This window comes from Caballeronia sp. SEWSISQ10-4 2, from assembly GCF_030464885.1.
Classification (GTDB): Bacteria; Pseudomonadota; Gammaproteobacteria; order Burkholderiales; family Burkholderiaceae; genus Caballeronia.
Map to the genome: position 1 here is coordinate 37,801 of NZ_JALPRJ010000046.1, position 18,795 is coordinate 56,595.

Below are 18,795 nucleotides of genomic sequence, written 5' to 3' on the forward strand. Positions count from 1 at the left end.
CCGGCGCGCGAATCTCACGCGCCGGCCATCCAAACTTACCGCATTACTGCTGCGTCGGCTGGATCGGTTCGATCGGCGCGCCGCCTTCGTTCAACAACGCTTTCGCCGACAAACGCACACGACCCTTTTCGTCTGTCTGAATGACCTTGACCTTCACGATCTGGCCTTCCTTCAGGTAGTCGTTGATGTCCTTGATGCGCTCGTTGACGATTTCCGAGATGTGCAGCAGACCATCCTTACCCGGAAGAATATTCACGATTGCGCCGAAGTCCAGCAACTTCAGAACCGGGCCTTCGTAGACCTGGCCCACTTCGACTTCGGCCGTGATGTTCTCAATGCGCTTCTTCGCTTCCGCCATGCCTTCGCTGCTCGTGCTTGCGATGGTCACCACGCCGTCATCGGAGATGTCGATGGTCGTGTTGGTTTCTTCGGTCAACGCACGGATCACCGAACCGCCCTTGCCGATCACGTCGCGGATCTTTTCCGGATTGATCTTCATGGTGATCATGCGCGGCGCGTAGTCCGACAGGTTCGTGTTCGTACCCGGAACAGCGGTGGTCATCTTGCCGAGGATATGCATGCGGCCTTCCTTCGCCTGCGCGAGCGCGACCTGCATGATTTCCTTCGTGATGCCCTGGATCTTGATGTCCATCTGAAGTGCCGTCACGCCTTGCGCCGTGCCCGCCACCTTGAAGTCCATGTCGCCGAGGTGATCTTCATCACCCAGGATGTCCGTCAGCACCGCGAACTTGTTGCCTTCCAGAATCAGGCCCATCGCGATACCCGCGACGTGCGCTTTCATCGGCACACCAGCGTCCATCAGCGCGAGACAGCCGCCGCAGACCGATGCCATCGACGAAGAACCGTTCGATTCCGTGATTTCCGACACCACGCGAATGGAGTAGCCGAATTCGTCGGCGCTCGGCAGCACAGCAACCAATGCGCGCTTCGCCAGACGGCCGTGACCGATTTCACGGCGCTTCGGCGAACCGACGCGACCCGTTTCGCCGGTTGCGAACGGAGGCATGTTGTAGTGGAGCATGAAGCGTTCGCGATACTCGCCTTCGAGCGCGTCGATGTTCTGCTCGTCGCCCTTCGTACCGAGCGTTGCGATCACCAGCGCTTGCGTTTCGCCGCGCGTGAACAGAGCCGAACCGTGCGTACGCGGCAGCACGCCGGTACGGATTTCGATGGGGCGCACGGTGCGCGTGTCGCGGCCGTCAATACGCGGTTCGCCATTCAGGATCTGCGTACGGACAATCTTCGCTTCGATATCGAACATCACGTTGCCGATAGTCGCCTTGTCCGCCGGCGTTTCGCCCTTGGCAACGGCTTCTTCGGTCAGCTTGGCGGTCGTCGCTGCGTAGACTTCCTTCAGCTTGGCGCTGCGAGCCGACTTGTCGCGGATCTGATAGACGGACAGCAACTCGGCTTGCGCCAGTTCCGTCACGCGTGCGATCAGCGGTTCGTTCTTCGGCGCCGGCGTCCAGTCCCACTCCGGCTTGCCGCCTTCAGCGACCAGCTCATGGATTGCATCGATAGCGATTTGCATCTGGTCGTGACCGAACACCACGGCGGCCAGCATGACTTCTTCGGTCAGCTGTTGCGCTTCGGATTCGACCATCAGCACTGCGCGTTCCGTACCGGCGACGATCAAATCGAGCGCCGATTCCTTCATCTGCGGACGCGTCGGGTTCAGCACGAATTCATTGTTGATATACGCGACGCGAGCAGCGCCCACCGGGCCGTTGAACGGCAGGCCGGAGATAGCCAGCGCTGCCGACGCGCCGATCAGCGCGGGAATATCGGCAGGCACATCGGGATTCAGCGACAGCACGTGAATCACGACCTGGACTTCGTTATAGAAGCCTTCCGGGAACAGCGGACGCAACGGACGGTCGATCAGGCGCGAGATCAGCGTCTCGCCTTCCGACGGACGGCCTTCGCGACGGAAGAAACCACCCGGGATCTTGCCGGCTGCGTAGGTCTTTTCCAGATAATCGACGGTCAGCGGGAAGAAGTCCTGGCCCGGCTTTGCCGTTTTCGCGCCGACAACCGTCGCGAGCACCACGGTATCTTCCACATCGACGATCACGGCGCCACCGGCCTGACGTGCGATTTCACCGGTTTCCAGGCGAACGTTGTGTTGTCCCCACTTGAATTCCTTGACGATCTTTTTAAACATTCTCACTCCTTCTTCGTTATGCCTCGCAGCGTCCTGGCGTGTTGTCGTGTGCTCCGGAGCATCCGGAACCCGCGCACACGCCGATGAAAACCGCGAAGCCAAGCGATGACCGGAACCGCGCAAGAGAGGGGTGTATGTCATTCCAACGCAACACGACACGCGATGCGCATGACGCGCTGGAATGACACAAAGCTCTGCGGCGAGGCCCGGCCCTGTAGTCGAATCGGTTTCCGATCCGGGGTTGGCTTTAATGCAAGCCTTCGATATTTCCCGCTTTTTCCACTTCCGCGCTCGTGAAGAGCGCGCCGTTCAAAAACAAAATGCCTGTATCAGCAAACTGACACAGGCATTTCGTTGTGAACGCTAGCCGCTTACTTGCGCAGACCCAGCTTCTCGATCAGCGAACGATAACGGTCGGCGTCTTTGCCCTTGAGGTAATCGAGCAGCTTACGACGACGGCTCACCATGCGCAGCAGACCGCGGCGGCTGTGGTGATCTTTCGTGTGGGCCTTGAAGTGAACGGTCAGTTCGTTGATACGGGTGGTCAGCAGTGCGACTTGCACTTCTGGCGATCCGGTATCGTTAGCGGCGCGCGCATATTCTGCGACGACGTCGGACTTCTTTGCATGAGCAACTACGGTAGACATTTGATTTTCCTTTGAAACGGACAGGCGGTCACGGAAGAAGGGCCGTGCCGTGGATTTTCTACATCTTTCCGCAGTCGATAACTCGACTTTGGATTCCTTGCCGGACGGGGTTTTGCTCGGGTTTTAAGGCCCTTCCCAAGAACGGCAAGTCGCGAATTATAGCACAGCGGTTTTTGCCGTCGACCCGGTTCCTGCGGACGGATGAAATGAGGCAATAGGCTTGGGGCTAAAGCTTTCCTGGTTTTACGACGCAGGACGCTTCATCTGGCAGGTGGTCGGCATGGCGGTCCGCGCTGCCGGGATTTCAAGCAGCGTCCGAAAGCCAAAGCCGGAGCCTTCGTTGTCGAAATGGACGCCCGGCGTGCCGGCCTTGTCCATTTCCATCACATAAAGGGGCTGGATCAACTGGTGATCGGCGGCGCGCATTTCCGCGCTTTGGAAACCGTTGTCGAGCTTCATGCCTTCCAGCGCGCGGGCGACCGCGGCCGGGTCGGCGTTGTGCGCTTGCTGCATGGCCCGCGCGAGCATCTCGATCATGAGCGGCATGCGCAGGAAGAGGTAATCGTCGGCGGCTGCCGGGAAACGGGCGCGAAAGGCCCCGTAGTAAGCATCGGAAGCGCTGCCACCTGCGTTCGGATGCCAGTCGGCCACGGCCACTACGTGTTTCACGCCGGCGTCGCCCAGGGCGGCGGGCGCGCCGAGGCTGTTGCCGTAGAAGGTGTAGAAGTGCGTGTCGAGACCCTGTTCGCGGGCGGCTTTGACAAGCAACGTGAGGTCATTGCCCCAGTTGCCGGTGATGACCGCGTCGGCGCCGCTTGCGCGGATTTTGGCAATGTACGGCGCGAAGTCCTTGACGCGGCCGGCCGGGATGAATTCATCGGCGACGATCGCGATGTCCGGGCGGCGCTCTTTCAGCGCGCGCTGGGCTTCGTGGCTGACATCGTGGCCGAAGCTGTAATCCTGATTAAACAAATAGACCTTTTTCACCGATTCATCGTGCTGGATGACGTCGGCGAGGGCGTTCATGCGCATGCCGGCGTGGGCATCGAAGCGGAAATGCCAGAAGCTGCAATCGGCGTTGGTGAGCGCGGGATCGTCGGCGGAGTAATTGAGGAACACCACCCGATGTCCGGGATCACGGGCATTTTGTTTATTGATGGCCTCGATGAGCGCCGCGGCAACCGCCGAGCTATTGCCCTGCAAAACGAAGCCGATGTTCTGGTCGATGGCCGCACGCAACTGGACCAGGCTGGCTTCACTGCTGCCCTTGCCGTCGAGTACAACGAGCTGGAGCAGGTGTTTGCCATCGGGCAGGCTGACACCGCCGTTCGCGTTCACGCGTTCGATACCGAAGCGCAGATTGCGCTCGACCGCAGCGCCTGCGTTAGCGAAAGGCCCCGACATGCCTTCGATCATGGCAAGGCGAATGGGCGATAAAGCAGGCGCGCTCTCTGCGGCGAACGCGGGACAAAGGAAGACGCTGCCAACGCATGAAGCCGCGAGAAGCGAACCGGCCAGGCGCTTGCCGGCACGCAATGCGCGACCGAAAAGCCGGACCCATCCTGGAGATGGAGAAAACACACGCGGCAAGCCAAGGTCCATACAGTCCATCCGTGGATAAATGAAAGCGAAACGAACCGCGGATCATAGGACGTTCGGCGCGCTGCACGCAACCGTGAGGAAAATCCGCATCGAAATGGAATACCCGCCTGGGCCTGCGCGTTCCATAGACATGGACTTGCTCAAGCACCCGCAAAACCACCGACCGACCCTGCATGTCAAAATAAGCGACACGGCGCAGAACAGCAGAAAAACCCACGACCGTCCGTGGATACGAACACGAAGGAGGCTTCAATGTTGAGCAAGGCAATACGAAAACCTGCGGCTGCAATGGCACTTGCCCTGCTGCTCACGGCGTGCGCGCAGCCCTGGCAGAACTACCAGGCGGGCGCAGACTCGTCGACCATCACGGCAAGGCTCGGGCCGCCGAAAGAGGTCTACGACCTGCCGAACGGCGGCAAGCGCCTGATGTGGCCAACCCAACCGCTGGGTGAAGTGACCACGGCGGCGGATATCGACGCATCGGGAAAGATCCTGAGCGTGCGCCAGGTCCTCGATGAAAACGAGTTCTACAAAGCGCAGATCGGCACCTGGACACGCAAGGACGTGCTGGTCAACTTCGGGCGTCCGGTGGAGACGTCCTATTTTCCGCTGATGAAACGCGAGGTCTGGACATATCGGTACATGGAAGCAAACGTCTGGTACATGATGTACAGCTTTTACTTCGATGATCAGGGCACCCTGCGCCTGACGCAAAAAACGCCGGATCCGCTTCATGATCCCGACCGGCGAGTTTTCTTCTGAGGATCTTCTGAGTAGCGTGGAAGGATTTTTTATCGTCGAAAAAAAATGCCGCTTGGTCAAGCGGCATTTTTTTATGCCTGGACTGCCGGAACCTTTTCATAGAAAGTATTTCGTAAGGTTGTACCGCGCAGCAGCGATGACGCCGGAATCTCGTTTCCAGCATTATTTGGCCGTTGCACTGTTGTGCCTCTTGTTACGCTTTTGGAGCTGATACCCATGAATCGACCCAAACGCATGCTTGTCGAAAACGTGGGCTGGGCGGCTGAAACGGCTGCCAGCGACCCCGATTTCTTCGCAACACTGGCTCAGGGCCAGAGTCCGACCGTACTGTGGATCGGTTGCTCGGACAGCCGCGTGCCAGCGGAAACCATTACCCATTCCAAGCCTGGCGATTTGTTCGTCCATCGCAACATCGCGAACCTGTTTTCGCCCACTGACGACAACATGATGAGCGTCCTCGAGTACGCGGTGAGCGTGCTGAAAGTGGATGATGTGATCGTGTGCGGACATTACGGGTGCGGCGGCGTGCGAGCGTCTTTACTGCCAATGTCCGATGCCCTGCCCCACGTCAACCGCCGCATTGCGCCGCTGTGTACGCTCGCGCGTGCCCATGGCGGCGAACTCGATGCCATCGGCACCATGGATTCACGCATCGACCGGCTCGCGGAACTGAGCGTACTCGAACAAGCGCGCGCGTTACGCGATACGTCGATCGTGCGCGACGCCCAGCGGCCGCCGCGCGTTCACGGCTGGATCTTCGGTTTGCGCGACGGCCGCATCAAGGTGCTTTCATCGGGAGACCCCGCCGATGCAGAGGCCGAGCCTCCCGCCGCTTCGAATGACACGGCCGCACGCGCGCCTGCACCAAGCGCAGCCCAGCGCGTGATCGAAGCCATCGGCCGCTAGCCGCTCAATCTCACGTTTCAAACCTTCACCGTGCGATGCCTTCCTGGCGTCGCATGGCCCCACTCACGCCCAAAAAAGCCCATGAACCTACGAGAAACGTTTACAACCTTTCCGCGCGACCTGTTCGCAGGCACCGTCGTCTTTCTTGTCGCGATGCCACTATGTCTCGGCATCGCCAATGCATCCGGGGTCGAGCCGTTTGCCGGCTTGCTGTCGGGCATTATCGGCGGGCTGGTGGTGGCGCTGCTGAGCGGCTCGCATTTGAGCGTGAGCGGGCCGGCGGCGGGGCTGGTAGTGATTGTCGTCGATGGTATTGCGAAGCTCGGCAGCTTTTCCACCTTCCTGATGGCGGTGATGCTCGCGGGCATCATCCAGTTTGGCTTCGGCATGCTGAAGGCCGGACGCTTCGCGGCGTACGTGCCGTCGTCGGTGATCAAGGGCATGCTCGCGGCGATCGGCCTGTTGCTGATCATCAAGCAGGTGCCGCTCGCCGCCGGTTTTGCCAGCGGCAGCGCTCATGTCGCCGCGCAAACGCCCGGCACGCTCGCCACGCCATTCGGCGCGATGTCCCTTGCCGCGTGCGCTGTCGCCCTCTTGTCCATCGCGATTCTGGCCAGCTGGGAAACGAACGCGATGCGCCGGTTTGCGCTTGTACGGGCCCTGCCCGCGCCGCTGGCAGTCGTGATGCTTGGTATCGCGATCACATTGGCGCTCGACTTCGCCGCGCCGGGTTTTGCACCGCCGGCTGAACATCGCGTGTCGCTGCCGTCGCTGGCTTCGTTCGCCGCGTTGAACGCCGCGTTCGACTGGCCGAACTTCGCGCAACTCGTCAATCCCGACGTCTGGCGGCTCGCGATGACGCTTGCCATCGTGGCGAGTCTGGAGACCTTGCTGAGCCTCGAAGCGGTTGAACAAATCGATCCGAAAAAGCGCACCGCGCATCCCGACCGGGAGCTGAAGGCGCAGGGCATCGGCAACATGGTGGCGGGCGCGATCGGCGCGTTGCCGATCACATCGGTGATCGTGCGCAGTTCCGCCAACGTCCACGCGGGCGCGCAGAGCCGATGGTCGGCCGTCGTGCACGGCGTCCTGCTGCTCGCGAGCGTGTTTGCGCTGACGGCCGTGATCAACCTGATCCCGCTCGCCTGCCTCGCCGCGATCCTGATCTTCACCGGGCTGAAACTGGCGCAACCGTCGCTGTTCGCGGCCGTCGCCAAACAGGGATTCGAACGTTTTGCACCGTTCATCGTGACGATCGCGGGCGTGCTGATGACCGATCTGCTGATCGGCATCTTGCTGGGGATCGCGTGCAGCATCGGGCTCGCCATTCATGCGAATCTGCAGCGGCCTATCACCATCGCTCAGCACGATGACCACTTCCTGCTGTCGTTTCGCAAGGACGTGTCGTTTCTCGGCAAGGTGTCGCTCAAGCATCACCTCAAGCAGATTCCCGACAACGCGACCGTGATAGTCGATGCAAGCCGCGCTGATTTCGTCGATCCCGACGTGCGTGAGCTCATCGATAAATTCGTCGCCGATGCCCCCGCGCGCGGCATTCATGTGGAATGCCGGCAACTTGAGCGCACGGTACGGGAACGGCCGGGTTTGCAGCAACGCATGGCGTTCTTTAAACGAGTACCGGTGAAATAGCACGGCAGCCCGGCGCAATAAAAAACGGCCCCCGCTTTTGGCGAGAGCCGTTTTTAATCAGCCAGGCAACCGGTTACGTGCCTCGCTGGTTTGCAAAAAAATCACATCACGAAAGCTGCGGATTCAGTTTCTCGACTTTCGAATGCAGCTTGTTGAGCGCCGCGAGATACGCCTTCGCCGATGCCGCCACAATGTCCGGGTCCGTGCCCACGCCGTTCACAATCCGGCCGCTCTTCGACAAACGCACGGTTACTTCGCCTTGCGCCTGCGTGCCGGTGGTGATCGCGTTCACCGAATACAGCACCAGCTCGGCGCCGCTCGTCACTTTCGATTCGATCGCATGCAGCGTCGCATCGACCGGGCCGTTACCATGCGCTTCGCCTTGCACTTCGATGCCATCGACGGCAAACACCACGCGTGCATGCGGCTGCTCACCCGTTTCCGAGTGCTGCGCGAGCGACACGAAGCGGAACGTTTCCTTCGCCTGCATTTCCGCCGATTCTTCCGAGACGATCGCCATGATGTCTTCATCGAAGATTTCGGATTTGCGGTCAGCGAGTTCCTTGAAGCGCACGAACGCGGCGTTCACATCCGTTTCCGACTCCAGCGTCACGCCGAGATCTTCCAGGCGCTGCTTGAACGCATTACGACCCGACAACTTGCCGAGCACGATCTTGTTGGTCGACCAGCCCACGTCTTCGGCGCGCATGATTTCGTAGGTATCGCGCGCTTTGAGCACGCCATCCTGGTGAATGCCGGACGCGTGCGCAAATGCATTCGCACCGACCACAGCCTTGTTCGGCTGCACGACAAAACCGGTGATCTGCGAGACGAGCTTTGAGGTCGGCACAATGTGCGTTGTATCGATACCAAGTTCCAGCCCGTAGTAATCCTTGCGCGTTTTCATCGCCATCACGACTTCTTCCAGCGCCGTATTACCCGCGCGCTCGCCCAAGCCGTTGATCGTGCACTCGATCTGACGCGCGCCGCCGATGTGCACGCCGGCCAGCGAATTCGCGACCGCCATGCCGAGGTCGTCGTGGCAATGCACGGACCATACCGCCTTGTCCGAATTCGGCACGCGTTCGCGGATGGTTTTGATCAGGTTGCCGTAGCCCTCCGGCACGGCGTAGCCGACGGTATCTGGAATGTTGATGATGGTCGCGCCTTCATCGATCACCGCTTCGAGCACACGGCACAGGAAATCGAGATCCGAGCGGCTGCCGTCTTCCGGCGAGAATTCGACGTCGTCGGTGAACTTGCGGGCGAAACGCACCGCGAGACGCGCCTGTTCGTAGACCTGGTCGGCGCTCATGCGCAGCTTCTTTTCCATATGCAGCGCTGAAGTAGCGATGAACGTATGGATGCGGAAATGATCGGCGGGTTTCAGGGCATCGGCGGCGCGCTGGATGTCTTTGTCGTTGGCGCGGGCGAGCGAGCAGATCGTACTGTCCTTGATCAAGCCTGCGATGGTGTGAATCGCATCGAAGTCGCCGTTAGAGCTGGCGGCAAAGCCTGCTTCGATCACATCGACCTTCATCCGTTCGAGCGCCTTCGCGATCCGGATCTTTTCTTCCTTCGTCATCGACGCGCCGGGGGATTGCTCGCCATCGCGCAAGGTCGTGTCGAAAATGATCAGTTTGTCTGCCATGTCGGGCTCCAGTGGGGGCTTTTAGATTTTAAAAAACGGTGGAGAAAAGCAATGCGGAATTCGGGTGTTCGCGCCACCGCTGGCGTCGAAAACCACGAACGAGCAGACGGGAGGCGGGAAGCTTAGCGCGGTAGGCGCGCTAGTAGCGGTAGCGCGCGTAGCGGCGCACCAGCTAGGAGAGACGAGAGGGGATGGGCGAAAAAAATCATTTGCAGACTATAACGAGATTTTTGAGAGCGTGCAATTGGGCTTTCCGATGGCGCCGATTGACGTTTCCTGCGCAGCCTTTGGTCGCGAGGCGGCACAAAAGCTAAAAGCGCGCACCGCCGACAAGCCGATGCGCGCCCCGCTCAATGCGGTTTCTCCGACGACCTGGCCGGATTCGGCCTCCCACGCATGGCCATGTATCCCCACCATGCGTAGCCAGAAAACCCGTAAAGCACGAACAAGCCGAACAACATCAAAGGCGGATCCGACGATACGAGCACGAATGCAACCACCACCAGCAAGACGCCCGCGAATGGGACGCGAAAACGCACATCGAGTGCTTTGCCACTGTAGAACGGCGCGTTCGACACCATCGTGACGCCGGCGTAGATGGTGAGCGCAAATGCGACCCACGGCAGCCAGACCAGCTTCAGCGGCACACGGTTATCGGTGGCGAGCCAGACAAACCCTGCAATCAGCGCCGCCGCTGCCGGGCTTGGAAGGCCCTGGAAATAGCGTTTGTCGACGACACCTACGTTCGTGTTGAAGCGTGCGAGGCGCAACGCCGCCCCCGAGCAATAGACGAACGCCGCTAGCCAGCCCCATCGGCCCAGATCCTTCAGGATCCATTCGTACATGACCAGCGCGGGTGCGACGCCGAACGACACCATGTCGGACAAGCTGTCGAACTGCTCGCCGAACGCGCTCTGCGTATGTGTCATGCGCGCGACACGGCCGTCCATGCCATCGAGCACCATGGCGACGAAGATCGCGATGGCCGCGACCTCGAAGCGCACGTTCATGGCCTGAACGACCGCGAAAAACCCGCAGAACAGCGCGGCCGTAGTGAACGCGTTGGGCAGCAAATAAATGCCGCGCTTCCTCAAAAACTGTTGCCGCTTCGCACGCCGCGTTTCCAGCACACCGATGTCCTGAGCCGCTTTATTGCGGCGAAACGCCCGCGGGGGTGTTGTGGTGCTTCGCGTCCGGCGCGGTTTGAGTGCCGCCATCGAGTCCTCCCTTGTGCAGCCTGGTTTTACCGCTTATTTAAGCTGATTGCTCTGCGAACTCGGCAAGGATCGTGGACGACGCCGACACCTTCTCGCCAATCGCGACGCGCGGACGGCTGCCCACCGGCAAATACACGTCGACCCGCGATCCGAAGCGGATAAAACCATAACGTTGGCCACGGTTAAGCGGTTCGCCAACGTGGACATAGCACAAAATGCGCCGCGCAATCAGGCCGGCGATCTGCACCGACGTCACCGTATGTCCCGCTGCGGTCTGAATGACGATCGCGTTGCGTTCGTTCTCGGTCGAGGCTTTGTCGACAGCCGCGTTCAGATACGAACCCGGGAAGTATTCGACCTTGCTGATCGCACCATCCACCGGCGAGCGCTGCGAGTGGACATTGAACACGTTCATGAACACGCTGATCTTCAGCGCTTCGCGGCCCGCATAGGGATCGTGTGCGGTTTCCACGGCAACGACGCGGCCGTCGGCAGGACACAGCACGGCGTTCGCCTGAACGGGAATCGGCCGGGCCGGGTCACGGAAAAACTGGACGACGAAGATCGTCAGGAGCCAGAAGGGCCAGGCAAAACCAAAGCCGCCAATGGCCTGGATCAACACGGCAACGACAGCCGCAATGGCAATAAACGGCCAGCCTTCGCGCGCGATGATCGGATGTGGATAGTTCATGAACGGGTTCTATGTTTTTAGTAAAACCGTAGGATAGCAAAAGCCGTCCGGCGCCAAGCGACACCGGACGGCTTGCAGTCTTCACTAGGACCAGCCCACAAGGCCGGTCGTTCAGGCTTTTTTAGTTCTTCGACTGGTCAACGAGCTTGTTTGCCGCAATCCACGGCATCATGGCGCGCAGCTTGGCACCGACCACTTCGATCTGGTGCTCAGCCGTGATACGGCGACGCGATTGCAGCGTCGGCGCGCCCGCCTTGTTTTCAATGATGAAGCTCTTTGCGTACTCGCCGGTCTGGATATCGGTCAAGACTTGCTTCATCGCCTTCTTCGTTTCTTCCGTCACGATCTTCGGACCCGTCACATATTCGCCGTATTCGGCGTTGTTCGAGATCGAGTAATTCATGTTGGCGATGCCGCCTTCATAGATCAGGTCGACGATCAGCTTCAGTTCGTGCAGGCATTCGAAGTACGCCATTTCCGGCGCATAACCCGCTTCCACCAGCGTTTCGAAGCCAGCCTTGATCAGGTCGACCGTACCGCCGCACAGCACAGCTTGCTCGCCGAACAAGTCGGTTTCGGTTTCTTCGCGGAAATTCGTTTCGATAATGCCGGCACGGCCGCCGCCGTTAGCGGCTGCGTACGACAATGCGACGTCGCGTGCTGCGCCCGACTTGTCTTGTGCCACGGCGATCAGGTGCGGAACACCGCCGCCTTGGGCGTACGTGCTGCGCACCGTGTGACCCGGCGCCTTCGGGGCGATCATGATCACGTCGAGGTCGGCACGCGGGATGACCTGGCCGTAATGCACGTTGAAGCCGTGCGCGAATGCCAGCGCAGCGCCTTCCTTGGCGTTGTCGTGCACTTCGTTCTTGTAGACTTCAGCGATCTGCTCGTCCGGCAGCAGCATCATGACCACGTCCGCGCCCTTCACGGCTTCGGCCACTTCCTTGACCTTCAGTCCGGCCTTCTCGGCCTTGCTCCACGATGCGCCGTTCTTGCGCAGGCCGACCGTCACGTTCACGCCGCTTTCCTTCAGGTTCAGCGCGTGTGCATGGCCTTGCGAGCCATAACCGATGATCGTGACTTGCTTGCCCTTGATGAGGGAGAGATCGGCGTCTTTGTCGTAGAAAACTTTCATGGTGGTTCCTTTACCTGATTTAATTTGTGAAATTGGGTGCTAACAACTGCTAATAACCGCGAGTTCGTTACAGCGATTTAAACCTTCAGGATGCGCTCGCCCCGGCCAATGCCGGAACTTCCAGTGCGCACGGTTTCGAGAATCGCCGTCGCATCCAGCCCCTGAATAAAGGCATCGAGCTTGTCGCTCGCGCCCGTCAGTTCCATCGTGTAGCTTTTTTCGGTGACGTCGATGATGCGGCCGCGGAAGATGTCCGCCATCCGTTTCATCTCTTCCCGCTCCTTACCGACCGCTCTCACCTTGATCAGCATCAGCTCGCGTTCAATGTGGGCGCCCTCTGTCAGGTCGACCACTTTCACCACCTCGATCAGGCGGTTCAGGTGCTTTGTGATCTGTTCGATCACGTCATCCGAGCCAATGGAAACGATGGTCAGCCGCGACAGCGAACTGTCTTCGGTCGGTGCCACCGTCAAGGTTTCAATGTTGTAGCCGCGTGCGGAAAAGAGGCCGACGACACGCGATAACGCGCCCGGTTCGTTTTCCAGCAGCACGGAAATAATGTGTCTCATGATGATTGCGTTCCTGATTTATCCAGATAGAAAAGCGTGATCCCGCAAAACCCGCGCGCTACGATCGTCTTTTGTGAAGACGTGCGCGCGCGAGCCGCGCAAGGGAAAACAGCCGTTATAGATCTTCCGATCCGAGCAGCATTTCCGTGATGCCCTTACCTGCCTGGACCATCGGAAAGACGTTTTCGGTGGGATCTGTCTGGAAGTCGAGGAACACCGTGCGATCCTTCAGGCGCAGTGCTTCTTTGAGCGCCGGTTCGACATCGCGCGTGTGCTCGATGCGCATGCCCACGTGACCATACGCCTCAGCCAGCTTCACGAAGTCAGGCAGCGCGTCCATGTACGAACTGGAATAGCGCTTCTTGTATTCGATCTGCTGCCACTGGCGAACCATGCCGAGATAGCGGTTGTTGAGCGAGATGATCTTGATCGGCGTGTTGTACTGCTTGCACGTCGACAATTCCTGGATGCACATCTGGATCGAGCCTTCGCCCGTGATGCACAACACCTCGTCGTCCGGGTGCGCCATCTTCACGCCCATGGCCGCCGGCAGGCCGAAGCCCATGGTGCCGAGACCACCCGAATTGATCCATCGGCGCGGCTTGTTGAAGCGGTAGAACTGTGCCGCCCACATCTGGTGCTGGCCGACGTCCGAACAGACGAACGCTTCGCCGTCGGTCAGTTCCCATGCCTTTTCAACCACGTACTGCGGCTTGATGATCTCGCTTTCGCGGTCGAACTTGAGGCAGTCCTTCGAACGCCACGCTTCAATGTCCTTCCACCAGTCGGCGAGCGCCGCCGTGTCCGGACCGTGTTCGGCCGTCTGCAACTGTTCGATCAGCTCTTTCAGCACTTCCTTCACGTCGCCGACGATCGGAATATCGACCTTCACGCGCTTGGAGATGGACGACGGATCGATGTCGATATGAATGATCTTCTTGGCGTGTGACGCAAAATGCTCCGGGTCGCCGATCACGCGGTCGTCGAAACGCGCGCCGATCGCGATCAGCACGTCGCAATGTTGCATCGCCATGTTGGCTTCGTACGTGCCGTGCATGCCGAGCATGCCGAGGAATTTCTTGTTGTCCGCGCGATAACCGCCCAGGCCCATCAGCGTGTTCGTCACCGGATAACCGAGCAGATCGGCGAACTGGTTCAGCTCGCGCGCGGCATTCGCGAGAATGATGCCGCCGCCCGTATAAATGTACGGACGCTTCGCCGACAGCAACAACTGCACGGCCTTGCGGATCTGGCCGGAATGGCCCTTGGTAACCGGATTGTACGAACGCAGCGACACCGTCTTGAGCGGTTCGTACTTGCACGGCGTCTTCGACACGTCTTTCGGAATGTCGATCAGCACCGGGCCGGGACGTCCCGTACGGGCAATATAAAACGCTTTCTTGACGGTCGCAGCGAGTTCGCGCACGTCTTTGACGAGGAAGTTGTGTTTGACGCACGGACGCGTGATGCCGACCGTATCGCACTCCTGGAATGCATCCTGGCCGATCGCGGCGGTAGGAACCTGGCCGCTGATGATGACGAGCGGGATGGAATCCATGTAGGCCGTGGCAATACCGGTCACCGCATTGGTGACGCCGGGGCCGGAGGTTACAAGGCAGACGCCGACATTACCCGTGGAGCGCGCGTAGGCGTCAGCGGCATGAACCGCGGCCTGTTCGTGGCGCACGAGGATGTGCTGGATATCGTCCTGCTTGTACAACTCGTCGTAGATATAGAGTACCGAGCCGCCGGGATAGCCCCAAATGAACTCGACTTTTTCGTCAGCGAGCGCGCGCATGAGCACGGTGCCGCCAATGGATTCAGCTTCGAGGGGGGGAGTCGTATCCGACGTGGAGAATTCCGCGCTGGGCATATTCATACATTCACCTTTCGAATTTTCGGCAAAAAATTGATTGGGTGCTCTCTGCCGGGCTTGTGGCTCGGGTTCAAGCGGCGCGTCTTAATGGGAAGCGGGCTTCTTGGGCTCGCCTCAAAGAGACAGTTCACTTTATGATGCGAGTCGGAAACGATATCCCGACGCAACAATTCTCGTCAAGGAAAAATTTCCACGACAACCATCGGAACCCACCGAAATCGGGCTCGAAAAGCTCGGATTTATCTGAAATTGTGAAGAAATGTCTGTGTTTCAGCCTGTAACAGCCATGCATTTCCTCGCTGTTCACTCGAAAGTTTGCTAGCATCCGCAGGTTTTAACCTCTCACCAACCCTTATCGACGCACGCTCGTTGCGCCGGGCCTCACGGATGGCATCAGACAAGGAACTCGCCGATTTTCTGGCGGGCGTCGAAAGACGCGCGTTTAAGCAGACGGTGTACACCGTACGCGACGACGATGCGGCGCTCGACGTCGTTCAGGATGCGATGATCAAGCTCGCCGAAAAATACGGCGACCGCCCTCCGCCCGAATTGCCGCTTTTGTTTCAGCGTATCCTGCAGAATGCGACGCACGATTACTTTCGCCGGCAGAAGGTCCGAAATACCTGGGTGAGCCTGTTTTCCTCGTTCGGCAACGCCGACGACGACGAATTCGACCCCCTGGAGACCTTCGAATCGCAGGACGGGACAGTCGGTGCGGAGAGCAGCGAAAGCCGGCTCGAGCGTGAACAGGTGCTCAACCTGATCGACGCGGAGATCCAGAAACTACCAGCACGTCAACGGGAAGCGTTTCTCATGCGTTACTGGGAGGATATGGATGTCGCCGAAACCGCCGCTGCAATGGGCTGCTCTGAAGGCAGCGTAAAAACGCATTGCTCGCGGGCCACGCATGCGTTGGCACACGCGCTGAAGGCGAAAGGAATCACGCTATGAGCAACGCTCTCGATCAAAAGGAAAACGAGTTCGCGCTGAAGGTACGCCGCGCGCTCGACGAAAATATCAATTCGCTGCCCGCCGCATCGCTCGACAAGCTCGCGGCGGCGCGCCGGACGGCGATCGCACGCAAAAAACCGGAAAAAGTCGCGGTCGCGGCGCCGGTTTTTGCGCCCGCGCTCGCCGGAACGGGCATGGCGCCGGGCTCGTTCGGCGCCGCCGGATCTGGCCCTGCGGGTAAACGTGGCCGCTTCTCGCGCCTCGCGCTGGCGTGGCCGCTGCTCGCGCTCGTCATCGGGCTGGCTGGCATCGCTTACTGGGAGGACCAGCAGCGCACCGCGGAACTCGCCGATATCGACGCCGCCATGCTCAGCGACAACCTCCCGCTCGACGCCTATCTCGACCACGGTTTCAACGCGTACCTGACGCGCAATCATTAAAGAACGCAGGAGTCATCGGGTGAGTTACAAGCGCGGCCTCGCGATTGTCTTTGGATGCGCAATTGCGGGACTCGTCGCGTTTGCCGCCACCTATCCGCGTTTCTACTCGTCCGCTTCGGCGGTTCCCGTTGCTGCCGCCCCTGCCGGGGCCAGCGCGGGAGAAGTCCTGTCGCCGCTTTCTTCGCTCTCGTCCCCCGGAAGTCCCATGGCCTGGGCACGGCTTACCGAGGCTCAACGAGTCGCGCTCGCGCCGTTCGCCTCCCAATGGGACCAGTTCAGCGAAGAGCGTAAGCGTAATTGGATGAAGATCGCGTCGCGTTACAAGAAGATGACGCCCGATCAGCAAAAACACCTGCATGAGCGAATGACCGAATGGGTCCGCATGACGCCGGATCAACGCAAGGTCGCCCGCGAAAATTATCAGGTGTCCAAGTCCGTTCCCGTCGAAAAGCGGGAGCGCGCCTGGGATGCTTACCAAAAGCTTCCAGAAGACCAGAAGAAAAAGCTCGCCGCGACCGAAAGGCCTCGCCGGCCAACCGTTGTCAGCGCGCCGCCTACCGGCAAAACCGAAGTCAAGGATATCGACCGGCTGATGACCGCGCGGGAACATGCGCGCGCTTCCGAGGCTATCGCTGAAATGGGCGCTTCCGGATCTGCTGGGGCCGCCGCACCCGCTATTCCCAGCGCTGCCAGTTTTGTGCCGGCAACGCCGATTCCCGTTTCACCGCAGCAAGCGCCCTCAGTGTTCAACGGCTCGTAGGCGAACAGTGAGCGCGTCTTTTGAATCTATCGAGTCTCCCGAATTGATCGCGCCCAAGCTGCGTCGCCGGCTGGCTACGATGCTCTATGAAGGCGTGATCCTCTTCGGGATTGTTTTTATCGCCGGATATCTGTTCAGTACACTCACGCAGCAACGCAACGGGCTCACCCACCACAATCTTCTGATGACGTGGATCGGGTTCGTGCTCGCGGTTTATTTCGTCTATTTCTGGACGCATGGCGGGCAGACGCTGCCCATGAAAACCTGGCGGTTGAAAGTAGTCGACGCGCGGGGAGCGCCGGTTTCAATCGTGCGCGCCGTTCTGCGATTTGTTTTTGCGTGGTTATGGTTCTTGCCGCCGCTGGCGTTGCATCCGCTGCTCAAGCTTCCCGTTCCCGCCACGCTCGTTCTGAGCGCCGTGTGGATCGTGCTCTGGGCCGCAGCGGTCTGGCTCGATCCGTCGCGGCAGTTCTTGCATGACCGGCTGGCCGGAACGCGGATCGTAGGTGTGGTGCCGGCGGCTTAGTCTGTTATTCCTCCCGCGTTAGCGCGTTTGCAGGTCTTAACTCAGCCAGCTCGGATCATCTTTCAGCGCCATATGAAGGTTGTCGTTGAAGTGATGCACCCGATATCCAAATCCCGCAAACAGGGTCTGCAATGAGCGCCTCGTGTAAAGCGTGATATGTCCGTTGCGCGGCGCGATATACCAGTTGTCCATACCCCGCGGCGGCACGTGATCGATCGTCAACGTCGAAAACAACAATACGCCACGCCCGTTCAGCAGCCCTAGCGCTTGCTGAATCGTCGCTAGCGGTTCGGGCGTGTGCTCCAGAACCTCGAATGCGCTGATGAAATCGAAGGAGCCGGACGGTGACGCATCGCCCTCGTCCATCGGGTCCCAACTCTGGCCGTCAACCCCGCCCTCACGCAACAACGACGTCAGTTTGCCGTTGCCGCCGCCATAGTCGAGGCACCTCAGCGCGTGAGCCTTCTTGATGAAATCGAGGATGAAAACGGCATTGCCCGCGGGTCGGATATCGATGTAGTCGGGGTCGACCAGCACGTAATCGTCGTTGTAAATGTGCTGCAGATAGTCGCCTTTGCTCCAGTGATCGAATGCACTCGTGAAGATGAGACCGCAACTATCGCACCGGTGGTAATAGACCGGAACGCCTGTGAGCGGCAAATATCGTCCGCGCCGTTCTTCGCAACTCTTGTTGAAGTCGGTGACGCCGTAGAGAGGCGCCGGCTCGCTACATACTTTGCATATCGAAATTCGCACGACCGGTCCTACTGTTCCACTTTCCGTTTGCATAGGATTCCATCGGAAATCCGAAAGTATAGGCGATACCAACACGATGAAGGCTCGCGGCTAATCGTGTACCTGCGGTCGTGGATTGCTTCGGATGTCACGTCAGTTTTCGCTCGGTCGTGGCTTCGCTGCAACGATCACCGGCTGGGTTGAGCCACCCCTCGATGACTCCAATTGAGAAACGAAAGCGCATGCGTGTAGACGCAACGTCACGCGACGTAATGGGCTGTGAGCGCCTGCCAGGCCAACTGCATCGGTTCGAAACGCGTCCTGCAACACTCATGGAAGAGCAGTGATTTGCCGTGTTTTTCTTCGCTCACCACACGCAATCCCCTCCCATCGCAACCCTTGGCAATAAGAAGTTTTTGTGACTGTCATGGCTCCGTCACGTGGGCATGGCGCAATGGCCCCACTGCAACCCGTTGCGCGTGCCCATGG

General features: G+C 59.6%; 18 protein-coding genes. 8 read left to right on the forward strand and 10 right to left on the reverse strand.

The genetic code is table 11. From position 1 onward, the window contains the following. Positions 1-43: 43 nt before the first annotated feature. From pnp to M0D69_RS27495, 3 genes are all read right to left on the reverse strand, one after another. Complete coding sequence (pnp, locus tag M0D69_RS27485; RefSeq protein ID WP_301785021.1) at positions 44-2,191, reverse strand: polyribonucleotide nucleotidyltransferase; 2,148 nt, start codon at positions 2,189-2,191, stop codon at positions 44-46. Between the two features lie 365 nt (positions 2,192-2,556). Next, entirely contained in the window at positions 2,557-2,832 is a 276-nt protein-coding gene (gene rpsO / locus M0D69_RS27490) for a 30S ribosomal protein S15 (protein WP_056353993.1), read from the reverse strand. Positions 2,833-3,075: 243 nt separating this feature from the next. Continuing rightward, positions 3,076-4,350 carry a branched-chain amino acid ABC transporter substrate-binding protein gene (locus tag M0D69_RS27495; RefSeq protein WP_301785044.1) on the reverse strand — a complete coding sequence of 425 codons (1,275 nt, stop codon included), beginning with the start codon at positions 4,348-4,350 and terminating at the stop codon, positions 3,076-3,078. Positions 4,351-4,686: 336 nt separating this feature from the next. On the opposite strand from M0D69_RS27495, the gene M0D69_RS27500 reads away from it, so the two are divergent. From M0D69_RS27500 to M0D69_RS27515, 4 genes are all read left to right on the forward strand, one after another. Further along, complete coding sequence (locus M0D69_RS27500) at positions 4,687-5,196, forward strand: hypothetical protein (protein ID WP_301785022.1); 510 nt, start codon at positions 4,687-4,689, stop codon at positions 5,194-5,196. Beyond that, a complete protein-coding gene (locus M0D69_RS27505; RefSeq protein ID WP_301785023.1) occupies positions 5,168-5,407 on the forward strand; it encodes a hypothetical protein in 240 nt (79 codons plus the stop codon). The genes M0D69_RS27500 and M0D69_RS27505 overlap by 29 nt, the downstream gene beginning before the upstream one ends. A 5-nt stretch (positions 5,408-5,412) precedes the next feature. Then, positions 5,413-6,102, forward strand: coding sequence for a carbonic anhydrase (locus M0D69_RS27510; RefSeq protein WP_301785024.1), 690 nt, complete (start codon positions 5,413-5,415; stop codon positions 6,100-6,102). 81 nt (positions 6,103-6,183) lie between these two features. After that, positions 6,184-7,752, forward strand: a complete 1,569-nt coding sequence (locus tag M0D69_RS27515) for a SulP family inorganic anion transporter (protein ID WP_301785025.1) — start codon at positions 6,184-6,186, stop codon at positions 7,750-7,752. Positions 7,753-7,858: 106 nt separating this feature from the next. Here the strand turns inward: M0D69_RS27515 and M0D69_RS27520 are convergent, their stop codons facing one another. From M0D69_RS27520 to M0D69_RS27545, 6 genes are all read right to left on the reverse strand, one after another. Next, entirely contained in the window at positions 7,859-9,403 is a 1,545-nt protein-coding gene (locus M0D69_RS27520; protein WP_301785026.1) for a 2-isopropylmalate synthase, read from the reverse strand. A 350-nt stretch (positions 9,404-9,753) separates the two neighbouring features. After that, entirely contained in the window at positions 9,754-10,620 is an 867-nt protein-coding gene (gene pssA, locus M0D69_RS27525; protein WP_047844597.1) for a CDP-diacylglycerol--serine O-phosphatidyltransferase, read from the reverse strand. A gap of 37 nt (positions 10,621-10,657) precedes the next feature. Further along, positions 10,658-11,311: a phosphatidylserine decarboxylase gene (locus M0D69_RS27530; protein ID WP_301785027.1), complete on the reverse strand. Its 654-nt coding sequence runs from the start codon at positions 11,309-11,311 to the stop codon at positions 10,658-10,660. Between the two features lie 121 nt (positions 11,312-11,432). Next, the gene (gene ilvC, locus M0D69_RS27535) at positions 11,433-12,449 is read right to left on the reverse strand and encodes a ketol-acid reductoisomerase (protein ID WP_047844599.1); all 1,017 of its coding nucleotides are present in this window, start codon (positions 12,447-12,449) and stop codon (positions 11,433-11,435) included. Positions 12,450-12,526: 77 nt separating this feature from the next. Beyond that, positions 12,527-13,018 (reverse strand): acetolactate synthase small subunit, encoded by a 492-nt coding sequence (ilvN, locus tag M0D69_RS27540; RefSeq protein WP_047844600.1) that lies wholly within the window; start codon positions 13,016-13,018, stop codon positions 12,527-12,529. A gap of 115 nt (positions 13,019-13,133) precedes the next feature. Next, complete coding sequence (locus M0D69_RS27545) at positions 13,134-14,897, reverse strand: acetolactate synthase 3 catalytic subunit (RefSeq protein WP_301785028.1); 1,764 nt, start codon at positions 14,895-14,897, stop codon at positions 13,134-13,136. 384 nt (positions 14,898-15,281) lie between these two features. Here M0D69_RS27545 and M0D69_RS27550 point away from each other — a divergent pair, with 384 nt between their 5' ends. The 4 genes from M0D69_RS27550 to M0D69_RS27565 are packed head-to-tail and all read left to right on the forward strand — an operon-like array spanning position 15,282 to position 17,571. Then, entirely contained in the window at positions 15,282-15,845 is a 564-nt protein-coding gene (locus M0D69_RS27550) for an RNA polymerase sigma factor (RefSeq protein WP_301785029.1), read from the forward strand. Continuing rightward, complete coding sequence (locus M0D69_RS27555; RefSeq protein WP_301785030.1) at positions 15,842-16,285, forward strand: DUF3619 family protein; 444 nt, start codon at positions 15,842-15,844, stop codon at positions 16,283-16,285. The genes M0D69_RS27550 and M0D69_RS27555 overlap by 4 nt, the downstream gene beginning before the upstream one ends. A 19-nt stretch (positions 16,286-16,304) precedes the next feature. Next, positions 16,305-17,045: a DUF3106 domain-containing protein gene (locus M0D69_RS27560; protein ID WP_301785031.1), complete on the forward strand. Its 741-nt coding sequence runs from the start codon at positions 16,305-16,307 to the stop codon at positions 17,043-17,045. A gap of 7 nt (positions 17,046-17,052) precedes the next feature. Next, positions 17,053-17,571 carry an RDD family protein gene (locus tag M0D69_RS27565; RefSeq protein WP_301785032.1) on the forward strand — a complete coding sequence of 173 codons (519 nt, stop codon included), beginning with the start codon at positions 17,053-17,055 and terminating at the stop codon, positions 17,569-17,571. A gap of 36 nt (positions 17,572-17,607) precedes the next feature. Here M0D69_RS27565 and M0D69_RS27570 read toward each other — a convergent pair whose 3' ends face one another. Continuing rightward, entirely contained in the window at positions 17,608-18,327 is a 720-nt protein-coding gene (locus tag M0D69_RS27570; protein WP_301785033.1) for a class I SAM-dependent methyltransferase, read from the reverse strand. Positions 18,328-18,795: the final 468 nt, after the last annotated feature.

Coding starts and splice junctions, on each gene's coding strand:
- rpsO (WP_056353993.1), bottom strand. CDS start 2,832: ATGTCTACCGTAGTTGCTCATGCAAAGAAGTCCGACGTCGTCGCAGAA.
- M0D69_RS27500 (WP_301785022.1), top strand. CDS start 4,687: ATGTTGAGCAAGGCAATACGAAAACCTGCGGCTGCAATGGCACTTGCC.
- M0D69_RS27505 (WP_301785023.1), top strand. CDS start 5,168: ATGATCCCGACCGGCGAGTTTTCTTCTGAGGATCTTCTGAGTAGCGTG.
- M0D69_RS27510 (WP_301785024.1), top strand. CDS start 5,413: ATGAATCGACCCAAACGCATGCTTGTCGAAAACGTGGGCTGGGCGGCT.
- M0D69_RS27515 (WP_301785025.1), top strand. CDS start 6,184: ATGAACCTACGAGAAACGTTTACAACCTTTCCGCGCGACCTGTTCGCA.
- M0D69_RS27520 (WP_301785026.1), bottom strand. CDS start 9,403: ATGGCAGACAAACTGATCATTTTCGACACGACCTTGCGCGATGGCGAG.
- pssA (WP_047844597.1), bottom strand. CDS start 10,620: ATGGCGGCACTCAAACCGCGCCGGACGCGAAGCACCACAACACCCCCG.
- M0D69_RS27530 (WP_301785027.1), bottom strand. CDS start 11,311: ATGAACTATCCACATCCGATCATCGCGCGCGAAGGCTGGCCGTTTATT.
- ilvC (WP_047844599.1), bottom strand. CDS start 12,449: ATGAAAGTTTTCTACGACAAAGACGCCGATCTCTCCCTCATCAAGGGC.
- ilvN (WP_047844600.1), bottom strand. CDS start 13,018: ATGAGACACATTATTTCCGTGCTGCTGGAAAACGAACCGGGCGCGTTA.
- M0D69_RS27545 (WP_301785028.1), bottom strand. CDS start 14,897: ATGAATATGCCCAGCGCGGAATTCTCCACGTCGGATACGACTCCCCCC.
- M0D69_RS27550 (WP_301785029.1), top strand. CDS start 15,282: ATGGCATCAGACAAGGAACTCGCCGATTTTCTGGCGGGCGTCGAAAGA.
- M0D69_RS27555 (WP_301785030.1), top strand. CDS start 15,842: ATGAGCAACGCTCTCGATCAAAAGGAAAACGAGTTCGCGCTGAAGGTA.